The sequence below is a fragment of the Mycoplasma sp. 11548 genome (assembly GCF_055523555.1).
Genome location: NZ_JBVFVF010000001.1, coordinates 474,880 through 498,660, shown reverse-complemented (window position 1 = coordinate 498,660; position 23,781 = coordinate 474,880). Strand labels below are relative to the sequence as shown.

26 protein-coding genes and 2 tRNA genes are annotated in these 23,781 nt (G+C 26.4%); 8 read left to right on the top strand and 20 right to left on the bottom strand.

Annotation, left to right across the window (positions count from 1 at the left end; translation table 4 throughout):
* Positions 1–3: 3 nt before the first annotated feature.
* The 5 genes from AC0B4K_RS02095 to scpB are packed head-to-tail and all read left to right on the top strand — an operon-like array spanning position 4 to position 3,719.
* Positions 4–1,260 carry a hypothetical protein gene (locus tag AC0B4K_RS02095; protein ID WP_465103610.1) on the top strand — a complete coding sequence of 419 codons (1,257 nt, stop codon included), beginning with the start codon at positions 4–6 and terminating at the stop codon, positions 1,258–1,260.
* Positions 1,261–1,307: 47 nt separating this feature from the next.
* On the top strand, positions 1,308–1,625 hold the full coding sequence (locus AC0B4K_RS02090) for a 4'-phosphopantetheinyl transferase superfamily protein (protein ID WP_465103609.1): 318 nt from the start codon (positions 1,308–1,310) through the stop codon (positions 1,623–1,625).
* A 10-nt stretch (positions 1,626–1,635) separates the two neighbouring features.
* On the top strand, positions 1,636–2,400 hold the full coding sequence (locus tag AC0B4K_RS02085) for a lysophospholipid acyltransferase family protein (RefSeq protein WP_465103608.1): 765 nt from the start codon (positions 1,636–1,638) through the stop codon (positions 2,398–2,400).
* Positions 2,387–3,151: a segregation/condensation protein A gene (locus AC0B4K_RS02080; RefSeq protein WP_465103607.1), complete on the top strand. Its 765-nt coding sequence runs from the start codon at positions 2,387–2,389 to the stop codon at positions 3,149–3,151. The genes AC0B4K_RS02085 and AC0B4K_RS02080 overlap by 14 nt, the downstream gene beginning before the upstream one ends.
* Positions 3,141–3,719, top strand: coding sequence for an SMC-Scp complex subunit ScpB (gene scpB / locus AC0B4K_RS02075; protein ID WP_465101472.1), 579 nt, complete (start codon positions 3,141–3,143; stop codon positions 3,717–3,719). The genes AC0B4K_RS02080 and scpB overlap by 11 nt, the downstream gene beginning before the upstream one ends.
* Before the next feature lie 226 nt (positions 3,720–3,945).
* Here the strand turns inward: scpB and AC0B4K_RS02070 are convergent, their stop codons facing one another.
* The gene (locus AC0B4K_RS02070; RefSeq protein WP_465103606.1) at positions 3,946–5,127 is read right to left on the bottom strand and encodes an IS3 family transposase; all 1,182 of its coding nucleotides are present in this window, start codon (positions 5,125–5,127) and stop codon (positions 3,946–3,948) included.
* 326 nt (positions 5,128–5,453) lie between these two features.
* Between AC0B4K_RS02070 and AC0B4K_RS02065 the strand changes: the two genes are divergently transcribed.
* Positions 5,454–6,191, top strand: coding sequence for a DNA-processing protein DprA (locus AC0B4K_RS02065; RefSeq protein WP_465103605.1), 738 nt, complete (start codon positions 5,454–5,456; stop codon positions 6,189–6,191).
* 40 nt (positions 6,192–6,231) lie between these two features.
* Here the strand turns inward: AC0B4K_RS02065 and rpmA are convergent, their stop codons facing one another.
* Together rpmA and rplU are read right to left on the bottom strand one after the other, a co-directional pair.
* Positions 6,232–6,495, bottom strand: a complete 264-nt coding sequence (rpmA, locus tag AC0B4K_RS02060) for a 50S ribosomal protein L27 (RefSeq protein WP_465102289.1) — start codon at positions 6,493–6,495, stop codon at positions 6,232–6,234.
* 7 nt (positions 6,496–6,502) lie between these two features.
* Positions 6,503–6,814, bottom strand: coding sequence for a 50S ribosomal protein L21 (rplU, locus tag AC0B4K_RS02055; RefSeq protein ID WP_465101469.1), 312 nt, complete (start codon positions 6,812–6,814; stop codon positions 6,503–6,505).
* A 150-nt stretch (positions 6,815–6,964) separates the two neighbouring features.
* On the opposite strand from rplU, the gene rsmG reads away from it, so the two are divergent.
* Entirely contained in the window at positions 6,965–7,663 is a 699-nt protein-coding gene (gene rsmG / locus AC0B4K_RS02050; RefSeq protein ID WP_465103604.1) for a 16S rRNA (guanine(527)-N(7))-methyltransferase RsmG, read from the top strand.
* Between the two features lie 39 nt (positions 7,664–7,702).
* Here rsmG and AC0B4K_RS02045 read toward each other — a convergent pair whose 3' ends face one another.
* The 13 genes from AC0B4K_RS02045 to AC0B4K_RS01985 all read right to left on the bottom strand — a co-directional run bounded on the left by AC0B4K_RS02045 (position 7,703) and on the right by AC0B4K_RS01985 (position 18,380).
* A complete protein-coding gene (locus AC0B4K_RS02045; protein ID WP_465103603.1) occupies positions 7,703–8,449 on the bottom strand; it encodes a phosphotransferase family protein in 747 nt (248 codons plus the stop codon).
* Between the two features lie 140 nt (positions 8,450–8,589).
* Positions 8,590–8,666: transfer RNA gene (locus AC0B4K_RS02040), tRNA-Arg, on the bottom strand.
* Between the two features lie 12 nt (positions 8,667–8,678).
* Positions 8,679–8,753, bottom strand: a tRNA-Cys gene (locus AC0B4K_RS02035).
* Between the two features lie 299 nt (positions 8,754–9,052).
* Positions 9,053–9,925: an IS30 family transposase gene (locus AC0B4K_RS02030; protein WP_465103602.1), complete on the bottom strand. Its 873-nt coding sequence runs from the start codon at positions 9,923–9,925 to the stop codon at positions 9,053–9,055.
* A gap of 125 nt (positions 9,926–10,050) precedes the next feature.
* Positions 10,051–10,500 carry an IS30 family transposase gene (locus AC0B4K_RS02025; protein WP_465103601.1) on the bottom strand — a complete coding sequence of 150 codons (450 nt, stop codon included), beginning with the start codon at positions 10,498–10,500 and terminating at the stop codon, positions 10,051–10,053.
* A gap of 36 nt (positions 10,501–10,536) precedes the next feature.
* Positions 10,537–11,685, bottom strand: a complete 1,149-nt coding sequence (locus AC0B4K_RS02020; protein WP_465103472.1) for an IS3 family transposase — start codon at positions 11,683–11,685, stop codon at positions 10,537–10,539.
* 61 nt (positions 11,686–11,746) lie between these two features.
* Positions 11,747–12,379, bottom strand: a complete 633-nt coding sequence (locus AC0B4K_RS02015; RefSeq protein ID WP_465103600.1) for a hypothetical protein — start codon at positions 12,377–12,379, stop codon at positions 11,747–11,749.
* Entirely contained in the window at positions 12,324–12,881 is a 558-nt protein-coding gene (locus AC0B4K_RS02010; RefSeq protein ID WP_465103599.1) for a hypothetical protein, read from the bottom strand. Before AC0B4K_RS02010 ends, AC0B4K_RS02015 begins: the two co-directional genes overlap by 56 nt.
* A 212-nt stretch (positions 12,882–13,093) precedes the next feature.
* Positions 13,094–14,296, bottom strand: a complete 1,203-nt coding sequence (locus AC0B4K_RS02005; RefSeq protein ID WP_465103598.1) for a hypothetical protein — start codon at positions 14,294–14,296, stop codon at positions 13,094–13,096.
* A 7-nt stretch (positions 14,297–14,303) separates the two neighbouring features.
* Entirely contained in the window at positions 14,304–15,191 is an 888-nt protein-coding gene (locus tag AC0B4K_RS02000) for a hypothetical protein (protein WP_465103597.1), read from the bottom strand.
* 236 nt (positions 15,192–15,427) lie between these two features.
* Positions 15,428–16,507, bottom strand: coding sequence for a hypothetical protein (locus AC0B4K_RS01995; RefSeq protein WP_465103596.1), 1,080 nt, complete (start codon positions 16,505–16,507; stop codon positions 15,428–15,430).
* A gap of 91 nt (positions 16,508–16,598) precedes the next feature.
* Positions 16,599–17,519, bottom strand: coding sequence for a hypothetical protein (locus AC0B4K_RS01990; protein WP_465103595.1), 921 nt, complete (start codon positions 17,517–17,519; stop codon positions 16,599–16,601).
* A 3-nt stretch (positions 17,520–17,522) separates the two neighbouring features.
* Entirely contained in the window at positions 17,523–18,380 is an 858-nt protein-coding gene (locus tag AC0B4K_RS01985; protein WP_465103594.1) for a hypothetical protein, read from the bottom strand.
* Positions 18,381–18,740: 360 nt separating this feature from the next.
* Between AC0B4K_RS01985 and AC0B4K_RS01980 the strand changes: the two genes are divergently transcribed.
* Entirely contained in the window at positions 18,741–19,508 is a 768-nt protein-coding gene (locus AC0B4K_RS01980) for a hypothetical protein (protein WP_465103593.1), read from the top strand.
* A 234-nt stretch (positions 19,509–19,742) separates the two neighbouring features.
* Here the strand turns inward: AC0B4K_RS01980 and AC0B4K_RS01975 are convergent, their stop codons facing one another.
* The 4 genes from AC0B4K_RS01975 to AC0B4K_RS01960 all read right to left on the bottom strand — a co-directional run bounded on the left by AC0B4K_RS01975 (position 19,743) and on the right by AC0B4K_RS01960 (position 23,693).
* Positions 19,743–20,936: a hypothetical protein gene (locus tag AC0B4K_RS01975; RefSeq protein ID WP_465103592.1), complete on the bottom strand. Its 1,194-nt coding sequence runs from the start codon at positions 20,934–20,936 to the stop codon at positions 19,743–19,745.
* Positions 20,926–21,840 (bottom strand): hypothetical protein, encoded by a 915-nt coding sequence (locus AC0B4K_RS01970; protein WP_465103591.1) that lies wholly within the window; start codon positions 21,838–21,840, stop codon positions 20,926–20,928. The genes AC0B4K_RS01975 and AC0B4K_RS01970 overlap by 11 nt, the downstream gene beginning before the upstream one ends.
* A complete protein-coding gene (locus AC0B4K_RS01965) occupies positions 21,840–22,685 on the bottom strand; it encodes a hypothetical protein (RefSeq protein WP_465103590.1) in 846 nt (281 codons plus the stop codon). The genes AC0B4K_RS01970 and AC0B4K_RS01965 overlap by 1 nt, the downstream gene beginning before the upstream one ends.
* Positions 22,686–23,183: 498 nt before the next feature.
* Complete coding sequence (locus AC0B4K_RS01960; protein WP_465103987.1) at positions 23,184–23,693, bottom strand: IS30 family transposase; 510 nt, start codon at positions 23,691–23,693, stop codon at positions 23,184–23,186.
* Between the last annotated feature and the right edge of the window lie 88 nt (positions 23,694–23,781).

The following is a 23,781-nucleotide window of genomic DNA, read 5'->3' as shown; positions in this document are numbered from 1 at the left end:
ATAATGGGCAAAATAAATATTAAAGGATATGATATAGACACTCAAGCATATTTTGAACAAAACAAAGAAATAATACAAAAAATTAAGTCTCTAAATTTTAAAGGTTCAGAATATTTAAATTTTGATGATATAGCTGTTAATTATTCAATTAATGGAATCAACTCCATTATTAAATTTTGTAACAATATTTATAATAATGGAGTTAAGCATTTAATAGTTTTTGCTTCACATATGACGCGAAACTTAATCAAAAGCACAATAAGTTTTATCTTAGGTAAAAATAACTACACAAACCAAAAACGAATTATGGTGCAATTCATCAATGGTCAAGACCAACTGTATGTAATTAAACAAAAATTAGATAAATATTTTGATCAAGACGAAAACAACAATATAGCAATTTGCTTTGCGGATGGTTTTTATGATTTATCAGCGCAAAAAAATAAAGATATCGTAAATATCCTCATGTCCAAATTTAGCGAAAGATCAAGTCATTTTCTAATTGATAAATTAATTTACTTCTTAGGCAAAAAAGAATGACTAAGTTATTTAAAAAATCATAAAATCCCTAATAAAAATATTCGTGCAATATCATCTGATTTAAATCATTCTTTTTACTTTTTTAATGATCTTACCTTAACTTTACTAGCAACCCAAGGCATTAACATTAAAAAATTAGTTGCAGGGTATTCTAAGCATCAACATATTATTTATGAATATGATTTAACCATTAATTTAGCTTTAAAATTGGCATGGTTTTTAACTAATTTTAATTTAAGTCATAAAGAATTTGTTAAACTAAATTTATTTATCTCATATGATAAAAATCTTGATCAATGTGCTAAATCAATAATGAACTTTTTTAAACCAATTTTAGAACCCTGTAAAGTGTTCTGTGATTATTTCACTTTCCCATCAGATATTTCAAAAATTGGCCAAGCTATGTTAACTAGTAAATTGGCAAAGGGAATTATCTATTTAAAACTAAATCAAAATAATTTAGATTTTCAAGGCACTACTGATGTTCAGTATGATGATTTATTAAATTATGAACAAGATCATACATTAAATCATTTAAAAAATATAAGTCATCAAGTGTTTAATAATTATTTACTTTCATATAATAACACCACCACTAGTATTGACATTGAGTTTGCAAAACAAAATGAAGAAGCATATGGAGAATTTATCCAAATCATGTATTGAACCAGAATTTTTTTCGGAATTATTAATGATTTAAATCCTTTTGAGATTAATTAAGTAATTTTGATTTATACATCTTTAAATATGTTAAAATTTAATATACTATGTTGCTATTAAATGGCGTAGACTTAACACGCATCTCACGGTTCAATAATAAATCAATTCAATTTGCAAAACGTATTTTATCAAAGATAGAATTTGAAAAATTTCAAAACTTAAAAGACCCATCCGAGCAAGCTTTATTTTTAGCGAGATCCTGGGCTATTAAAGAAGCTATCTTTAAAGCTGATAATCAATATTTTGAATTTTCTAAAATAGAACCGTTAAAAAATAATAATCGTTGAACATTTCAAGATTTTGCCATTTCAATTAGCCATGAGGGTGATTGATTAATAGCATTTGTTGTTAAAATTAAAAATTAAAAGGAGTTTTATGACTATAATTCCAAAGTTAAAAATGGTTTTATTTGCTATACCATGATTTTTTAGATTTCTTTCAATTAGAAGGTTAGCTAAAAAGTATATTAAAACACCAGATTTTGTACCTGGTTATGATAGATATAATAAATTAGCCAGATTGGCAAAGAAAGCCTTGAAACTTTATAATATTGATGTAAATGTTAAAGGTATTGATAATTTACCTAAGACAGGACCTGTATTGATTGTGCCAAATCATAAATCATATACTGATGTTTTAGCATTGCTGGTGGCTTTAGAAAAAGAGGCCCACCTTGAAAATATTGACCAGCGTATACCTACATTTGTTGCTAAAAATGAATTAGATAAATCTCTTACTACTAAACATGCTTTAAAACTATTAGATACATTCTTGTTAGATCCTAATGATTTTCGTAACAGCCTTAAGACCTTAAATGCTTTTGGTGATTATATCCGTGAAAAGAAAACTTTTGGAATTATTTTCCCTGAAGCACACCGTATCAAGACTCCTGAGCTTGGCGATTTTAAGGCAGGTGCTTTTAAAATTGCAGTTCAAAAATTCTTGCCGATTGTCCCTGTTGCAATTAACGGAGCATTAGATTCTTTTAATAGTTCAAAGACTTCAAGAAGTAAAGTTACACTAACATTTTTACCATTAATTAAAGCAAGAGATATTATTGGTCAAGAACCACAAGCTATTGCACAACGTGTTAAAAACCTTATTACAGCTGAAATAAACAAACAAAATGAAAAAAATTAAAACTATAGATTATTCTTCAGACTACCACTTTAAAATTAAGGAAGTGTTCGATGGTCCTTTAGATTTACTTTTAGATCTAATTAAAGATAAAAAAATCGATATTATGAATATCGATTTAATTGAATTAGCAACTCAATATATCGATATTATTAATCAAATCAAAGAGCAAGAAATTGATATCGCTGCCGATTATTTATTAATGGCTTCAACAATGATTAACCTAAAAGCAAAAATGTTGCTTCAAGATCCTGAAGTTATTTTAGAAGTTGAAGAAGAAAAGAAGGTCTTTTTACAAGAATTAATTGAATATCAACAATTTAAAGATATTCAATTAGCCTTAAAAACTTTTCAAGAAAATCGGAATAATATTTATATTAAACCACCAAGTGATATTGTTAACTTTATTTTAGATAATGACCAAAGTAAACTTGATGGACATTCTAGTCCAATGACACTAATTACAACATTGCGGCGTATGTTTGAAAGAGTTTATGCAAAAGAATTAAGAAAAACAAAATTAGAAAAAGTTAATGTTACACCAGCTGAAATGTTTCCTTTTATTAGGGGATTGTTAGATCAAAAAGAACGTGTTGAATTCGAAGAAATATTTAAACAACCCTCAATCCAACACTTTGTAATTACCTTAATCGCTCTATTAGATTTAGCCAGAAGACAATACTTAGTAATTCACCAAGACAAACAATTTGATATTATATACATAACACGGGGAGAATATTACAATGAAAAATAAAATTTTAGAGTCACTTTTGTATATTCAAGGAGATGCTGGCTTAACTTTAGAACAAGTGAAATTAGTTTTTAATCTTAATAACGTAATAGAAGCTAAAAAAGTTATGCAAGATTTTCATAAAGCTTATAATTCAGAAGATCGTGGACTAAAGGTTGTTGTTTATGATGAAATTTACAAATTAGCAACGCGTGAATCAGTCAAAGATTATGTTTCAAAATTAGTTACTATCGTACGCCCTAATAAATTATCAAATGCAGCAATTGAAGTTGCTGGAATTATTGCCTATAAGCAGCCAATTACTAAATCTCAAATTACAAAAATACGTGGCGGTGCTTCATCAGACCAAATTATTAATAATTTAGTCCAAAAAGGAGTAGTAGAAGAAGTTGGAGTTTCACCAACTCCAGGAAAACCAATTTTATATGGTGTAACTAGTAAATTTTACGATCACTTTCGTTTAACTTCTTTAAGAGATTTGCCTAAAATGGATGATTTTAATTATATTGATGCTAGCGAAAGTGAAAATAATAATTTCGATTTATTCTCAAGCCAAAGAGAAGATAATTAAAATAATAGATATAAAAATTACAATTTCACAAATAAAATCATATACAAGATAATATAGTGAACCCCCTAAGTTTTACCAATTAATTTGATCGATCTTAGGGGTTCACTATTTTTCTTTGTTAATTTTTATTTTTATGATTGATAATAATTTATTGATTAATTTTTAAAGCCCGACAGAAAAAGCTAACATTTTAAACATGGACAGCAAAATTTAACATTTTAGTAACTTATAATGCCATTGCAAATTGCTTTGGCGTTTTTCAGTTTAAGTTTGATTGAATTCGATCGTTATTATACCAAACTACATATTCTTGTATCATATCATTAAGTTCATTGAATGTTATTTTGGAATAATCTAAATCATTTAATAATTCGGTTTTAATGATCCCAAACCAATATTCAATTTCTCGATTATCAAGTGAGTTTCCCACTCTTGATAACGAAATAACGCCACCAATATTTTGAACTTCTTTAATATATTGATGATGTGTATATTGAAAGCCATGATCTGAGTGAATGATAAAATTTTTGGGTTTGTATTGTTTTAATGAATTTAAAGTGTCTAAAACTAGTTCTAGATTATTACTTCTTGATAATTTAAAACCAACAATTTGTTTAGTTTTATGAGACAAAATTGCAGACAAATAAACGTGTGATTCTAACACGTCTTTTGGTGCTTTTATATATGAAACATCAGTTGCATAAATATTTCGATTGTTTTGATCGTTATAATCACGATTTACTAAGTTATCAATTTGTGAAGATACATTTTTAATTTCTTTTCGTTTTGATTTTTGTCTAAGCTTACATTTTAGGCCTAAAAGGTTCATATATCTCCCTAAAGAACGTTCGTTTATATCTATTTTGTATTTTTGAGATATGTAAACACTTAGCTTTAGCCTTCCATATCTTGACTTTGTTTCTATGAACGATTTTTCAATTACATCACTATGTTTAGGGAGTTTTTGTGAAATTTTAATCTTATGAGTTTTAGAAATTGTTTGCCTAGAAATGCCAAAAACTTCTGAAAGCTTCACGTAACTTATGCTAAAACTTTTTAATTCAATAACTTTCTTACTTTTGGGTAATTCATTGGTAATTTCATAATATCTTTTAGCTATTTGTAACAAATCATCACGATCAAAAATATCTCAATTTGGTTCTCTTTTCTTCTTAGGACTGCCACTTCCTTTTTTGCGGTTTTCGCCTTTCTTTGTCTGCAATAAGTCTTCCATACCTAAATTATAATACTTAATTATTTTATTAATTCTAACTTTTACACTATTTCTTTGTAAGTTTTTTGTTCCTGGTGATATTTGGTAAATAGCCCGAAAAGCACCTGGGAAACCTGACTTTTGATATTCTTCATATATTTTTGCAAATTCTTCTTTCTTTAAATGTCTTGACATAATTTTCCTTTCAAAAAATTTTTTCGTTGGTACCAACGAATGGTAACAGAAAAGCTAACATTTACATGTTAACTTTTCTGTCCGGGTTTATTTCGTGTTAACTTTTTCTGTCCGGATTTATCTGTATTAGATTATTTTTCAATATATATTAATTATCTTATTTTCAAATATCTATTAACTTGATACTTATTTGTTAAAAGTTGTTAAACTTAAATATAGTTATTATTAAATAATAAGTAGTATAAGAATTTGTTAGACTTTATAAATATATTTTGTTTATTTTTAGTTTCTTTTAGTTAAACTTAATAACAATAATATGGAGAATCATGAGTGATATATTATTTTATTTTACGGACGTATATGCAGGCGATAATGCCAGAATTTATCAAGCAATTAAAAACACAGAAAAAATAGATGAAATTAAATTACAAGAACTAAAAAATAAATATAAAGAGCATAATATTAAATATTTAACACTTATGGATAATATATACCCAAATAATGTATTATTAGGGAATCAACCACCATTCATTATCTTTTATAAAGGCAATAAAGAAATTTTAACAAATCGTCAAAAAGTTTATCTAGTTAATGAAACACATAATACTTTTACACAAAAATATATTCAGGATAATATTGAACAACTAGTGAAAACAACAACCTTAGTAACAAATGGTTATAAATATACTGAACTTGAATTCATTAAACAATACAAAAAATATGGCGGAACAATCATCCATATTGCAAAATGCGGACTTGATAAGTTCAACTTTGAGAATATTGATCTAAATAAAGAATTAGTTATTAGTAAATATCCGATAAACTATACTGTGCAGTATGAAAATTTTAAAAGTGATAATTATTTTGCGGCTTTACTTTCAGATCAACTAATTTATTTCTCATCAAAAGAAAAATCTAAAACCCATAATTTAGTTAATTATTTTCTAGACATTGGAAAAGAGGTCTTCTGTTTCCCAGGTTATGGGATTAGCGATGGAAATAATGAATTAATTAAATCTGGAGTTAAATTAATTACTTATATAGCTGAAACTATTCAAATATAAATAAAAAACAAGTTAGAAATAACTTGCATTTTATTTATATTTATTTTGTATGTCTTTCGGTGTATACTGAAACATACTTTCTATTTCTTTTGCTTTCGTATTTAATGTAACCTGTAATTAAAGTGTAAAGGGTATCATCTGAACCACGACCAACATTCTCACCAGCATGAATTTTAGTACCCCTTTGACGGTAAATAATTGATCCAGCTGTAGCGAATTGTCCATCACCTAATTTTGCACCTAAACGTTTAGAATGCGAATCACGACCGTTCTTAGTAGAACCACCGGCTTTTGTCTTTGCCATTTTCTAATTATCCTTTGATTGAAGTTATTTTAATACGTGTGTAGGGTTGGCGGTGACCAAGTTTTCTTTTGTGAGTTGATTTTGCGTTGTGGCGATATACAACAATTTTCTTTGCTTTACCTTGTTTTTCAATAACACCTGTTACAAAAGCGTTTTTAACTAAAGGAGATCCAACTTTTGAACTTTTTTCAGTAACAACAAGAAGAACTTTATCAAATTTTACTTCTGATCCTTCTTGACCTTCAAGTTTTTCAACAAAAATTGTTTGACCTTCTTTAACTAGAAGTTGTTTCCCACCGGTTTCGATAATTGCTAACATGCAATACCTCCAATAAGTGGCTCGTCCTTAAGGTGAGTTATATACTGCTTAAACCTTTTTGGAACGGTTACTATTAAAAGTAACTTATGTATTATACAAAAAAAATAAAATTACGTAAATAAAAAATAAAATGCATTTATAATATTTATTATGCAAGTAAAAACATACAAAGAAAAAATAAAAGATTTATGTTTAGTAAATGCTTGAGACTTTGGTTTATTTGAAAGATATGTACAGTTAATTGAAGAAAAAAATAAAGTTATGAATTTAACTGGTTTTAGCGGTGAAAAGCTGTGAGAAGAAGGTATTTGAGAATCCTTGATTTTTATGCTGCAAATTACAAAGCATAAACAAAATACCACAATTTTAGATATTGGGGCAGGAGCAGGTTTTCCTTCAATTCCTTATGTTTTAACTAAACCTCAAAACAAAGTTTATATTTATGAACCATTGCAAAAAAGAGTTAACTTCTTAAATTTCGTAATCGATGAATTAAATTTAAGAAGTTATGTAGAAATAAAACAAACAAGAGTTGAAGATGTTAAAGAGAAGAATTTATTCGATATAGTTACTGCAAGGGCCGTTTCAAGTATAAGGGGTTTATTAATGTCTTCATTTCACTTAGTAAAAGTTAAAGGACAAATGATTTTGCTAAAAAGTAAAAAATACCAAGAAGAAATAAATGATGCTCAAGATATTTTACAAAAACTTAATTATAGTTTAAAAATAGAAGATTTGATATTAACGAATGATACGCGTGAAAATAAAATTGTTACAATAACTAAAAATAGATCAACCCCCAGCCAATTTCCATATCCATGGAAAGAAATTAAAAAATCATTAAAATAAAAGCAAGGGTAAATCTCCTTGCTTTTATCCAATAATTATTTAATTTCTAAATAAATTATTCTTTTTTAAATAATCATATTCTTGAACCGTTTCTTCTAGTTTTGCAATACAGTATTCATCACTGAAAGGCATAATATCTTGAGCATGAATCCATAAAATTGTTAAATAATATACTAAAATCTTTTGTTGAACCAAATATTCTTCTCAATACATATCATATTCATCTAAAAAGATTTTTTCTTGTTCTTTAGTTAAAAATGATCCACAAATAAAATAAGCTAGATCAAAATGCTTATCGCCCATTGAAGCATATTCTCAATCAATAAATAATATTTTATTGGTTTTTTTATCTAACAATAAGTTACCTTTATATAAATCGTTATGTAGCGGTCTATTATTCTCACTATGAGCTAAAATATTATTTATCCGTCTGTAATATTTATTTAATATTTCAATATTTATATTTTTTTGTTTTAAGACATTTCTGTATTCTTTAACTCTTTGGGCATGGTTTGATTTTGGAAATTTTAACTGCGAATTATGCAACTTTAAAAAAGTTTGTGCAATTTCTTTTAACTGCAACTCGTCAAATTCAATTTCTTGTGATTCTATTCATTGTCATCTTATAAATTTTTCACTGTTTTCTAGTAATTTTGGTACAAATTCAAAATCTTTTAATAAGTTATAATCTAATTTATGGTTGAATTTATTAAGTTTTTTTATTTGGTAAAAACTGCCATTATCTTTAAAACTATCATTTGTAAAACCAAGTTTAATTTTTTCCATATTAACTCCTCATGTTATATAAGATTAACATATTTTTTTAAACATTTAGTAAATAAATTAACAAATATTATAATATATTTACTAAATGTTTATTTTATAAAAAAGACAGGTGATAACCCGTCATATCTTATATTATAAATTGGCGCGCCCGGCAGGAGTCGAACCCGCAACCTTTAGGGCCGTAACCTAACACTCTGTCCAATTGAGCTACGGACGCATATAAACTTAATGGAGGCACTAACGGGATTCGAACCCGTACTCAAGGTTTTGCAGACCCATGCCTTGGCCATTTGGCTATAGTGCCATTTGCAAAATTGCTTTAATATTATACTATATTTTTTTAAATATTAAAAGATTTTTTAATTTTTATTTATTTTTGTTTTTTGGAAAAGTAACACGCGAAATATTAACAAAATGTTTTTTGGAAAAGTCACTTGCGAGATATTAACAAAATAATTGTCTTTTAATTTTAACATAATTTTTAGATAAAAAAATGTATGAGAAAACAGAAAACACTGCCGTGTTTTCTCGTCGGTTTTGCTTACTTTTGTCAAAAGTAAGGCCCCTTCGATTGCAATCAAAGGCGGGGGATTAAAAAAAATTTTAGGTTATCTTATATTTCCGGACAACTTGCCGATAGTTATTTATTTTTTCCATCATATAATCAATTTCTTGCTGAGAGTATTTATCTAAGCTTTTTCCTTTGGGAATGTAATACCTAATTAAGCGGTGCATATTTTCTATTGAACCTTTTTGTCATGAACTATATGGTTGGCATTTAAATAATCTTTCAGTTGGAATTACCTGGTGCAATAAGACATTTTCACTACCATTATCAACAGTTAAAGTTTTAATCTCTAAGTTATGTTTCTTGATTAGTTTGACAAGAGTTTGTTTTGTAGCTTTGGAGTTGCGTTTTGAGAGCATAGCATAAGACATTCTGGTTTGCCGTTCAATTATGGTCACAATACAATATGTATCATTGATTTTACCAATAACGGTGTCTAATTCAAAATGGCCATGTTCCAAGCGATCATTAATATAAGCTGGACGTTTTGAAATTTCTGTTGCATATTTTAATGTTTTAGGTTTGGTTTGCTTCTTCTTCCTTATACCATATTTGCCTTCAGATTTTTTAACAATATGGTCAAAATCAAGGAAATAAGGGTATTTTTTGATTATTTTATAAATTGTACTAGGTGAGGGAGCAAATTCATCAGGGGATAATTTTTTAAAAGAATTAACAAGATAGGTAACTGATTTCTTAACTTCTTTTTGCTGCAAATTCTTTTTATTTCTATTTTTATTGTATGTATTAAGCTCACTATACCAATATTTTCTGTAGGACTTTCATTTCTCTTTAATTGTATCACTTACAAAAAAGAGTCGCGAAAATGAATAACCTAATAAATGTTTGTTTTTTGGAAAAGTCACACGCGAGATATTAACAAAATAATTGTGTTTTAATTTTAACATAAATTTTACATAAAAAATGTATGAGAAAACAGAAAACACGGCAGTGTTTTCTCGTCGGTTTTGCTTACTTTTGTCAAAAGTAAGGCCCCTTTGATTGCAATCAAAGGCGGGGGATTAAAAATTTCTTAGGTTATCTTATATTGCCGGACAACTTGTCGATAGTTATTTATTTTTTCCATCATATAATCAATTTCTTGCTGAGAGTATTTATCTAGACTTTTTCCTTTGGGAATGTAATACCTAATTAAGCGGTGCATATTTTCTATTGAACCTTTTTGTCATGAACTATATGGTTGGCATTTAAATAATCTTTCAGTTGGAATGACCTGGTGCAATAAGACATTTTCACTACCATTATCAACTGTTAAAGTTTTAATGTCTAAGTTGTGTTTCTTGATTAGTTTGATAAGAGTTTGTTTGATAGCTTTGGAGTTGCGTTTTGAGAGCATAGCATAAGACATTCTGGTTTGCCGTTCAATTATGGTTACAATACAATATGCGTCATTGATTTTGCCAATAACGGTGTAAACTGGGAAATTTTTTTCGGACGGTTTTACCTTCCCCAACCATACCATTTGGCTAAGCCAAACGGAATGCTTTGGGAAGGTTTTTTATCTTATTCTTTTATAATTATATCAGTTTATAAATTCTTTGATTTTTTGTGATAATTCAATAAAAGTAAGTCTTTTACAGGTTTGATCAAAATTTGGGAAAATTTCACTTTTAAGAATTGAAAAGAAATATTCAATTTCACGATTATCAAGACTATTACCAATTCTTGACATTGATATTTTACCTTTTAGTGATTTTATTTTTTTAGTATATTCAAGCGAAGAATAAGCAGTTCCATGGTCAGAATGTAAAATAAAATTATTTTTGAATTTTGTATTGGTGATATTATTCAAAATTAGTTCAGTATCATTTCTAAGCGATAATTCATAGGTCACAAACTTAGTTTTATGATCAATAATTGCAGATAAATAAATATGATTCTGTTCAATATCTTTTGGTGCTGGTATATAGGTCACGTCTGTTGCATATATATTATTGTTGCTTGAATTATAATCTCTTTTTACTAAATCAGGTACTTTAACACTAGTATTTTTAGATTCTTTAGTTTTATGTTTTTGTCTAACAAATGTTTTCAAATTCAGTTTTTTCATATAATTTCCTAGGGTTCTAGGATTTATTTGAATATTATATTCTTGGAAAATATATTTAGCAAGTCTTCTTCGTCCATACCTTTCTTTATTTTCGACAAAACTTTGAAAAATTATTTCTTTGTGTTTAACCTTTAGTTCTTTAGTCTTGTTGTTATCTTTCAATTTCTCGTAATATGTAGATCTTGAAACACATATCATTTTAGATTTTTTAGTATGTGAAAGATTCTTGATTTTCTTTATCTTTGAGATATCTGCATCAATATTATTTTCATTAAAAATTTGATAGTAGTATTTTATAACTGCATCTTTTTCATCATCTTTAAGAGTATCAATTCATGTATAATCGAGAACTTTCTTTTTCTTTCTCCCAACACCTTTATCTTTCTTAGGTGATTTACCGCTTTGTGATTCTATGTTCATATTTAAATTATACAGTTTTCTTTTCTTTAACATATTTCTCATTGATTCTTTATTTCAGTATACTTTTCTGATATCAAAACAGAAATTATCAAATTCTGCCTTCGTTATTCCCAGGTTCAAATATTTATCGTATAAGTCAAAAATTTTGATTCATTCTTTAGTCTTTAAATGTCTCATAACTACCTCTTTTTCTTTATATTAAAAATATTCGGATTTTGTCCGAATATTTTTTCCCTGTCTAGAAATAAGGGTATTTTTTAATTATTTTATAAATTGAACTAGGTGAAGGAGCAAATTCATCAGGGGATAATTTTTTAAAAGAATTCACAAGATAGGTAACTGATTTCTTAACTTCTTTTTGCTGCAAATTCTTTTTATTTCTATTTTTATTGTATGTATTAAGTTCACTATACCAATATTTTCTGTAGGCCTTTCATTTCTCTTTAATTGCATCACTTACAAAAAAGAGTCGCGAAAATGAATAACCTAATAAATGTTCGTATAGCTTGGTAAAATTAAGGGTTTTAACCCGCATTACTCTTTTTGAACACTTAGGACAAACATAACGATTTTGTTTATCTAAACTCAATGCTTTGCGATTTGTAATAATTTGGATTTTACTTTTTATACTTCGAATGTCTCTATCAAAAATCTTGGCTACTTCTTGTATTGAGAAGCCTTCAGAAAGTTCTTGTAAAATATTATAAAGTTGTTCTAGATCGATTTGATCTGATCGTAATTTTCGTTGTGTCCCAAGAGCTCCTTGCATTTTCAAGATAGTGTTGTAATTCTCTTCGATTTTAAAATGTTGATATTTATTTTCTTTTCGATATTTGTCAAAAACACAAATATATTTTTCTAAATTTTTCATATAATTTTAAGGTCTCCTTTATTTTTTGAAAAATTATTAATACAACTATTTTATTACAAGGCAGACAAAAACAATGTCACATGCAAAAAACTTGCATGTGACATTTCCAATTAATACCTAATAAATGTTCGTATAGCTTGGTAAAATTAAGGGTTTTAACACGCATTACTCTTTTTGAGCACTTATGACAAACATAACAATTTTGTTTATCTAAACTAAGTGGTCTGCGATTTGTAATAATTTTAATTTTGCTTTTTATACTTCGAATGTCTCTGTTAAAAATTTTGGCTACTTCTTGGATTGAGAAGCCTTCAGAAAGTTCTTGTAGAATATTATAAAGTTGTTCTAGATCGATTTGATCTGATCGTAATTTTCGTTGCGACTCAAGAGCTCCTTGCATTTTCAAGATAGTGTTGTAATTCTCTTCGATTTTAAAATGTTGATATTTATTTTCTTTTCGATATTTGTCAAAAACACAAATATATTTTTCTAAATTTTTCATATAATTTTTAAGGTCTCCTTTATTTTTTGAAAAATTATTAATACAACTATTTTATTACAAGGCAGACAAAAACAATGTCACATGCAAAAAACTTGCATGTGACATTTCCAATTAATATAATTATGTTTTAATTTTAACATATTTTATCTAAAAAACAACATTTGCTATTAATGCAAATGTTGTTATCTTATTTTAAAATAATTGAAAACTTTTTAAACTTCCTTTACTCCAAAAATTACTTTATTCTTACGATAATTTAAAATATTACGAATTGAAACTATCGGGATAACCAAATCAATGAAATAATGAAGTTTTATTTTAGGTTCTTTAAAATCTAGCAAGGAAAAAACAGAAATATAATTAGGAATAAATCTAATTAAATAAATACTAAAGAAAACTATAAAAATAATAAAGAAAAGATGGTTTAAATCAAAATATTGAAATAAAACTATTTGGTTATAAAACACACCAAAAGCTAATATAAAAGATAAAAATCCAAATACATGCCAAATTAATTTATAAATAGTTTCTAAATAAAGCATATGTTTTGTAATATTAATATCATTTGATTCTTGTTCTCTGTCTTTTATTTCCTTTGCTAAATTATTTACATTTGATCAAGCTACAATGTAGGGGAAGTTTGCAAAAAATAAGTAGGTAGATTTTTTCCACTGCTTGTTTTCTTTAACGATTATTTCGTTATATAGTTCTGCAGAATGAGCTGAAATATACATAAAAGGATAAGAGATAATTACTATAATTGACCCACCAACTAATATAGTAGGAACTAATATAGATAACATTATATTATATATTATGTTTGTGGAGTAATAATCTGATATTACATATATAGAATTTGTACCCACTATTACAAATATCCCAACCAGCATTAAAGCAAATAAAATTCCAAAGGCATCACGGAAAGAATTAATAATTCTTCATTTTTTAATTAATTCTTTAGTTGTAAAAGTATGATTAATATTATAAGATTTTGAGATTAATTTAACAATTGCTAAAATTGGATAAAATAGAAATAAAATATGATATATTTTTAAATTTAAGTTTGAAGCATGAAAATAAACATCCTTGTTTAAACCCTTTGATAATTGGCTTCTAAATATTAGTGATAGGAACATTGATAAAAGTAATATCCCACCATAAATTAAGGTTTTTAAATCTAATCCAGTTTCCTTAACTGGTAATTCACTTTCACTAAAGGTTAAATAACCTTCAGGATTAACTAAAACTTTTGTTTCAGCCCCTGACGAAGAAAAGAAAGCATTGAGAAATCCTAAGTGGATAAATAATACTAAATATGCTATTATCTTTATTATGATAAAGAAACTAATAATATAAAGTAATTTATAATTATTACTTGTTAAAAGTAAATTTTTGAATTTAAGTTTTTCTTTCATAATTCTCCTAGTTATTTGTTGCATTTTTTATATTTTTAATATCTTGATCATTAAAAATATAAAAATTTACAGTATGGGTGGGCTTTTTGTCACTTTCATGATTTTTATATGAAGATAAAATTCCAACAATTTTTTTATCATAATATAAGGGTGATCCTAAAAATTGATTGTTTATATATGAAATATTTTTGTATGTAATATTATTGCTTGATTTTGAAATTTCCTCTGATCCAAAATTGACAATTGAATTATGTTTAATAAAGTCGATAAAAAGTCTTTGGTCGTGTAAAATAGAAGTGCTTTGGATTGGGGTATAAGATATTGCATGTTTTTTCTCAATGTTTGCAGCACCCATTGAAGAAAGTGAGTCAAGTAATTCATTACGTTGATTTAATTGTTCAAAAATTGGGTTGTTACCATGCCCTGGGGCTTTGATAGTCCTATTATCTCAATTATTAGATAAACTAAAGCTATAAAGTGAAAAAACAAGATAATTCTCAGTGCTTAAAACTACGTCAAACTTAGTTGTTGCATAAAAGAAAAATGCAGGTCGAGCAAGAACATCTATTAATGTTGAGAGGCTTATATCCACTTCTTTTTGATTTAAATCTTTTAAGTCACTTCTACTTGTTATAAAATAAAGTTTTCCGTTATTATTATTTAAATATGTAGATGTGAATGTTTTATGTGATTCCTCATTACCATTTTTTGCTCTTATAATGGTTTCGAAAACCGAATTATTTTTGTTTCTGTTTTCTTCATAATGGAGCTCATTAAGTTTTTTTTCATTAATAGTAATATAAGAACAAGAGGCAGAAAAGGTTATTGCTGGAGTTATTGCTCCAATAAGTGCAAAAGATTTATATATTAACGTTTTTATTTTTGTTTTAGTCATTAATATGCTCCTTTAAATAATTGTTATTATAATTATTACATTGAATCAAATTTACTTATGGTTATGTAAAGTTAATTAAAATTCAATAATTTTGCTTAATTATTAATAATTATACTTTAATTTAGATATATATTTATTATTTTATAATAAAGAACTTTAATCCATTGAAATATAATAAAATTCCTTCTAAAATTTTAGGTTTTAGAAGGAATTTTAAATAAATAAGTTAATGTAAGTTAACCTAAAAATAATTGTTTTGCTTTTCTATATTTTAATATATTGTATACAGACATAATAGGAATTAATAAATCAATGAAATAAAGTAATTTGTATATTGGTTTTAAATCTTCGCTAGTTAATACAATAAAGTTCGATATATAACGCGCCGAAAAATATACTAGATATGTTAGAAATAAACAAAACAAAATATAGAACATAACGGATTTCATTGAAAAATTCGCAAAAATCCAAGCAGAGTCTTTATAAAATATAAAAGCTAAAGCAATTAATAAAATTCCGATAACTTGTCATATTAATTTATATATTGTTTCTATATAAAATGCTTTAAATGTAATTTCTTTGTTAATTAATTCATCTTCAATTTTCTTTAATTCTTTTGATAATTGAAATATATTTTTTCAACCTTTAATATATATAAAAAAGGTAAAAAAGACACCAGCGACCTGAGTCCATTGTTTATTTTCTTTATGTAATATTTCATTATACAAATCCGCTGAATAAGATGAAATAAAAATAAAAGGAAGATGAATTGATGCAAAAATACATAATGATATAAATAAATTATGGTTGCGAATACTTAAAACAAAACTTTTCCAATCAGAAGAAAATTCAAGAAAAGTACCCCAAACAGAACTAAATGAGAGAATAATTAATGTTATTAAAATTATTAAATTAAGAATTAAAACGACATCTCTTATTCCATTTATAATTTTTCATTTCTTTATCAATTGCTTAGTAGTCAATATTTTAGGTGGAAAATATGACTTTATTAACAATTTAACAACTGCTATAGAAGGCCAGAAAAAAATCAAAAACTTATATAATTTAAATGATAATTTTGAGGCGATAAAATATTCATCTTTTTGCAATTTAGGCGCTAAACTCTTTCTTAATATTACAGAAAAAGAATACGGTGCAGAAATTAACAAAAGATAAAATCATATGCTTGTGAAAATTGAACCGCTAGAATGGCTTTCTCCTTCTCAAAACGATGCATAACCCTCAGGGTGTTCAAGCACTACAGAATCAGTATCTAAAGATGATAAAATATCACTAAAACCAAAAACTATAAGCATAATAATAAACACTAAAATTTGAAATAATATAATATAAGCAATTTTATAAAGGAGTTTATAGTTTTGCTCAGACAATACATTATTCTTAAATTTAAATTTCGTGAACATTATACCCATCCATATTTATTGCATTTTTTATATTTTTAATATCCTGCTCTGTAAATATATAAAAATCAACTATATTCATTGTTACATGGTTATTTTTAGTATTTTTATATGAACTCAAAATACCAATAATATTTTTACTATAGAATAATGGACTACCTAAGAATTGATTGCTAATATAAGAAAGGTTTTTATATGATAGTTTATCTGCAGTTCTAGCAACCTCTTCTGATAAAGACGAAATAATTGACTTAAGCGGATTAAAAGTTTTAGAATTTACAAAAGTGGCCTGGGAAGTTACAAGCATATGATTATCTATTGGTGTATATGATAAAATATCATTTTTAGATATCTTGGAAGTATTAGCAAAATTTAAGGTTTCTAATTGAGCGTTATTTTGACTTATTTCATATAAAAAAGGTGAACTACCATGGTTAGGAGCCTTAATAACTCTATTATCTCAATTACTTGATAAGTTTGTTTTTTGGATTGAATAAACCAAATAATGATCGTCTTTTAAAACTATATTAAATTGAGTTTTACCACTTAAGAAGTAAAAAGGTTTTGGATTGTTTGTCTTCAAAGTTGCAAGACTTATATTTAGTTCATTTTGATTAACATCATTTAAATCATTTCTACTAGTTAAAAAGTAATAATTATCATCATTTCTTGTTAAAAAAGTTGACGTAAATGTTTTATATGAATTAATATCTTTTGGATTTGAATTAGGCAATTGTAAAATAGTTTCAAAAATTGAATCATGCTTTTCCTTATTTTCTTTGTAAACTCTCTCATTTTCTCGTAGCCCAACAATATCACTCTTAGTGCATGCTGTGCTAACAGAAACGAAAGAAACGGCAGGCATTGCTACTAGTGATAATTTTTTTATAAATTTTTTTATATACATATTTTATTTTCCTTTATATAAAGCTTTGTAATACATATATTTCATAAAAGATTTAAATTTCAAGGTGTCATATGCAGTAGTAAGTTGTTGTGTAATAGTATTTATAACTATATCAACATTTTTATTTAACTTTACTTGATCAAGGAACAATGTTAAATTAAGAGATTTTAAAATTGAGAAAACAAGACTGCTTGCATCACCTTTATTTATAGTGTTTTGAATTGTGTCAAAAATAACACTTGATGCAATATCGTCAACAAGTCTTGATTCACCTTTATTTAGTGCCACCAATAATTTAACTATTACAAGTGCAACCTTTAATGACAGGGTATTCATATCCCCAGTTTTATATCTCATATACATTTCAGCAAAGTCTATAGATAATGGTGCAGCATGTTTGACGATTTCGCCACCTACGTAAACATTTCAATTAATTAAATGAATTAAAGGAGCAGCGGTATAAACGCCCTTTCAAAAAGCCATTGGGAATCAGTGGTATCAAGCCTCTTCAAGAACAATCTTATCTTTAAAGGTTCTTTTGGTTTCCTGTATAAGGGTTAATGTAGCTAAGTGTGCTACTTCATTTGATATCATACTCTTAGTTTTTGCTTCTATCAACGATTTGACAATATCTTCAATTATATTAAACACCTCTTTATTATTATCGTTATTTTCAAAAACAATAGTAATTAAATAATCCTTTAGTTTTTGTGCTTCATCAATAGAACCCAAATCTAGCTTAATTTCAGATTGAACCTGATTTTGAGTTATTGGTTTTGTGGCAGTAAAAATTAATGGAAAAGAAATTCCAAGACCACATAAAATACTTAAATAATAAAATTTTCTTTTTGTAAATTCCATAAATATGATTAATAACTTTCTTCTAGATAATTGAATAATTTTTTATATATTTATTATAACAGAGTTTTAAAGATCCTTAAAGACAACACAAGGAAATCCGCTTCTAAAATATTAGAAGATTGGTGCATTTTAAACCAGAAATGCTTATTATTATCAATGCTGAAGAATATTATAAATAGATATTCCAGTTGGAAACTATATTTAAATATAAAATTATAATTCTTATATTTTATGTCCAAAATCATTATTATCGGCTTCTTTTCATTTTGATATAGATTAGAAATTAGAACAGAAATAAGTTTATTAACCCAGCGAGAAATTCTTACTATAATTTCTCAATTACATATATAATATATAAGTATGAAAAAAGTAAAAATTAGAAATATTTTTATGTTTTTTACCACTAGTGTTTTTTGCTTCACTACCGCAATATCTTGTTCCTCAAATATAATTACTGCAAATCAAATTAATGATGTCAAGAAAAACGTATTTAACGTAAATATTTACAATAATAATCAAATCAAAACAACATTTACAAGTACATTAATTAAAGAAGATGCAGATGAATTGATTTTCTTAACCACATCACATTCATTTAAAGCTTTAAATATAAATGAATCTAAAGAGTACAACTTATCAGTTAAATTAATACAGTTCTATGACATAAAAAAAGAAATAAATTTAAATTCTAAAATAACTATTATTTATGATAATAAAGATGAAGATATCGCTATATTCACAATAAATAAAACATATGAATTTGATAATATAAACACAACTAAAAATTTAAATTTTAATTCTTTTGAAAATAAAATAACTCAAATAAACTTTTTGTATAGCCTTGGTTTTGTAACATTGTTAGATGATAATTTTAATCAAAGTTCACATAATTTATTTTTTTACCTTAAAGAAAAAGAAAGTGAATTTTTAGAACCAAATTTGTTATTTGTCAAAGACATTGAATACAATAGTGGAGCTTCTGGCTCACCACTAATATATAAAGATAATATTATAGGAATTTACTTAGGTAAAAAAATTAATAATGGTAAACTAACCCCATTCTTTAAACTATTTAGTAATACAATTGTTTCAACACTTACTAATTCATTAAAAAAAATAACTAACTAAACAATATTATGACAAATATAATTTATCATTGTTGTTTAAAATTATATGCTTGTGGTTATTTATTGGAATAAATTTTTAAGTTGTCTGATAACCAAAAAATTAGTAATTACAAAAAAATATATTATTATATTTTTTATTTAATGAAATATATCTGATATAGAAATCTTTAGATGATTTTCAAAATGACTATTAATTAAAAACAACTTCCCCATTAAAATAAGGAAGTTGTTTATTTTATACTAAGAGTTTATGCTCTTTCCGGTATTTAATTATATTATATATAGATACAATAGGTATAAAAATATCTAAAATATATAAAGCTTTTATGCTATTTTTTTGTTTTTTAATTAATACAAAACTTGAGATATATCTTGGAACTGTATATACAAGATAGAAACCAAATGATGCAAAGATTCATCAAATTATTAGCATGTCTAAAACTGAATGCTTTAAACCTGAAATTTTTGAAATTGCTATAATAATGGCAAATATTAATGAAACAAAAGAAAAAATATGTCATGAAGTTTTGAAAATTGAATCACTGTAAAATAACTTGTTTGTAATTTCAGTATTTTCAATTTCTGGTTCTTCATCTTTTAATTGTTTTTTAAGTTTTTCAATATTATAGTATGCTTTTATGAAAGGAAATGGCATGAAAAATACAAAACCAGCCACAGTTCAATTACTTTGTGTTTTATTTCTAATTTCATTATAAACTTCAGCAGAATAAGCACTAATTAAAACTACAGGAAGTAGTGCAACAAATACTATAAATAAACCTAATGCAATAATTAAGATAATTACAAACAACGCAAACGAAGCACCACTAATACCAGGATTTCCTCCGGTAAGTGCATAAGTTGTTTTTATTATTCAAATTCCCAATATAACTACACCCATACCAAGTAAAACAGCCATTGTATCACGAGCAATATTGAGTATTTTCCATTTTTTAATTAGTTGTTCAGTAGTTCATCCTGTACCTAATGAGTAAGATTTAGATATTAATTTAATAATACCTAACGTTGGCCAACAAATAAGTAGAGTTCTGTAAAGACTTAAACTAAACCCAGAAACAGTAAACCTTGCATCATTTCTTAATTTAACAGCTAATGTAATTCTTATAATTAAAGATGATATACCTATAATTATAGCCAATAAGAATAATAAAGTTGAGTTATCAGTAGGCAAATTAGCTGCTTGCAGCCAATTTTCATTTGTGTTTACTAGCTCAATATATCCTTCTGGGTACCTTAGAACTCTATCACCAGCAAAATAATCTGGTTCTAGGCTTGTAGGATTTAGACTTGTGAATATAATAATTCCAAGAATAATCTTTAGAATTGTTAAGGCAGCTAGTAAGAAAACAAATTTGTACTTTGTGTCTGTCAAAATATAATTCTTAAATTTTATCTTATTAAGCACCATTACCTCCATTTGGTTTTGCGTCGTTTATTGCTTTTTTGATATTTGAAATTTCATTTTGTGTAAAGAGATGGAATGTTACTGAATGGGTTTGATTTTGATTAGTTTCATTATTTTTATATTTAGTTAATATACCAACTATTTTCTTGTCATAAAATAGTGGACTACCAAAAAATTGATTGTTAATAAAAGCAGGATTTATATACACTAACTCATTAGCTTTCTTTGATTTTACCTCAGAAGTAGGACTAACAATTGATTTTAAGATATTAAATACACTAAATAAGGGCTGTCTATATAAAAGCGAATTGCTATGAATTGGTGTATATGAAATAATCTTGTCATTTTGAAGTGTTGTCCCGTCAATAGCATCAAAACCACCAATTAGGTTATGTTGTGGCTGCAGTTCTTTTAATAAAGGTTGCGATAAGGTTCAACGTACATCAATTGGTTTTTTCAAAATATCTGTTGATAATTGTTTTTCATCCAATGAATAAATAAAATAATTATCTGTAGAGTGTATAACATTAAATTTTACTTTGCCGCCAAAATAATACGTTGGAGAATGAATGGGTAACAGATTTGTATTCACTAGAGTTATTTCTACCTCTTTTTGATTAATAGTATCTATATTTGGCCTACTTGCTATAAAGTATGCCATATTATTTTCTTTTGTAAGATAAGTAGATGTAAAACTCAAATATGAACTTAAAACATCGCCCCTACCTGGAACTTTAATAATTGTTTCAAAAACTGATGAGTGTTTTGCTTCATTATCATTGTATGATTTTATAAAAGCATTAATATCAGAACTGTTATTTGAGCAAGATACAACAACTGGAAGAATACTGGTTGCCGATAAACTAACAATAATTTTTCCAATTTTTTTAGATTTAAGTAATTTCATTAATTACCTCAATATAATCTACTGTAGTACAGATAATTAGCCCAAGCTTTTAACTTTGAAATGTTTAAACTACTTCTTAGACTATTTATAACGCTTTGGAATTGATTATTTAAATAATAAAATGCAGTGTTAGAAGCCAACGATTTTAAATAAGTTGTTATTATTTCTAAAAATGATGTTGCATCTGACATCTTTTCAATTGTATCAAGTAGTGCACTGTTAGATATTGTTGAATCAACTTTTGTATTGTTTGCATTCATCGAAACAATTAATTTAGCTGATATTCAAGCTGTTTTCTTGGTCGCAGCAGGAAGATTTCCCATAGCATAATAACCATAAGCTTCTAAGGCATCTAGCGATAATGGTAGATGCGAAAATAGCGATCCTATTAAACCTAAAAACGCATCAATACTATTTAAAGCATAGTATGCACTTTTTCAGAAGGCCATTGGAAATCAGTGGTATCATGCTTCTTCTAAGACTTCCTTATCTTTAAAGTTTTCTTTTGTTTCACGAATTAAAGAAAGGGAAGCCTTTCTTGACTCTTCTTTAGAAACATTCACATCCATTGATTGTTCCATTAAATCTTTTACTAAATTTTCTATTTCTGGAGATAATTCAGAATTAGAATTATTGGTAAACACAAATTCAGTTAATATATCTTTTAACTTTTGAGATATATTAATGCTTGATTTTGGTATGTTAATTTCGTCTTGTATTTGCTTTTGGTTAATGCTAAAAGCAGAAGTAAAAACTAAGGGAGTACCCACTAACGCGGCAGAAAAACACCCCACTATAGTTGCTTTTTTAAAAAAAAAAAATTTTGAAATAGTTGTTTTTGTCATAAATTCCTTTCAATGTAAATTATGCATTTAATATTTAATACAAAATTTACTATCATAAATGTATAAAAATAAAATTTTCTGTTGCTATTCATTTAATAGCATAAAAATTATATCAAAAAAAAAAAAAAAAACTTGGTCCTTGTTTTTGCAAATATTTTGTTTTTGTGGTTTCGGTTTTTACAAATTAAAAAAACTATGTGGCAGTTATAAACAATAATATGCAGTATAAATATGACTATTTTCTGCTAAAATTAAATTATTATATATTAAAGGAAACATTATGAATAAAATTGAGAAGTTAATTAAAGAATTTGTTTTTTGGAAAAGTCACACGCGAGATATTAACAAAATAATTGTGTTTTAATTTTAACATAAATTTTACATAAAAAATGTATGAGAAAACAGAAAACACGGCAGTGTTTTCTCGTCGGTTTTGCTTACTTTTGTCAAAAGTAAGGCCCCTTTGATTGCAATCAAAGGCGGGGGATTAAAAATTTCTTAGGTTATCTTATATTGCCGGACAACTTGTCGATAGTTATTTATTTTTTCCATCATATAATCAATTTCTTGCTGAGAGTATTTATCTAGACTTTTTCCTTTGGGAATGTAATACCTAATTAAGCGGTGCATATTTTCTATTGAACCTTTTTGTCATGAACTATATGGTTGGCATTTAAATAATCTTTCAGTTGGAATGACCTGGTGCAATAAGACATTTTCACTACCATTATCAACTGTTAAAGTTTTAATGTCTAAGTTGTGTTTCTTGATTAGTTTGATAAGAGTTTGTTTGATAGCTTTGGAGTTGCGTTTTGAGAGCATAGCATAAGACATTCTGGTTTGCCGTTCAATTATGGTTACAATACAATATGCGTCATTGATTTTGCCAATAACGGTGTCTAATTCAAAATGGCCGTGTTCAGAGCGATCATTAATATAAGCTGGACGTTTTGAAATTTCTGTTGCATATTTTAATGTTTTAGGTTTAGTTTGCTTCTTCTTCCTTATGCCATATTTGCCTTCAGATTTTTTAACAATATGGTCAAAGTCAAGGAAAAATAGACAGGGAAAAAATATTCGGACAAAATCCGAATAT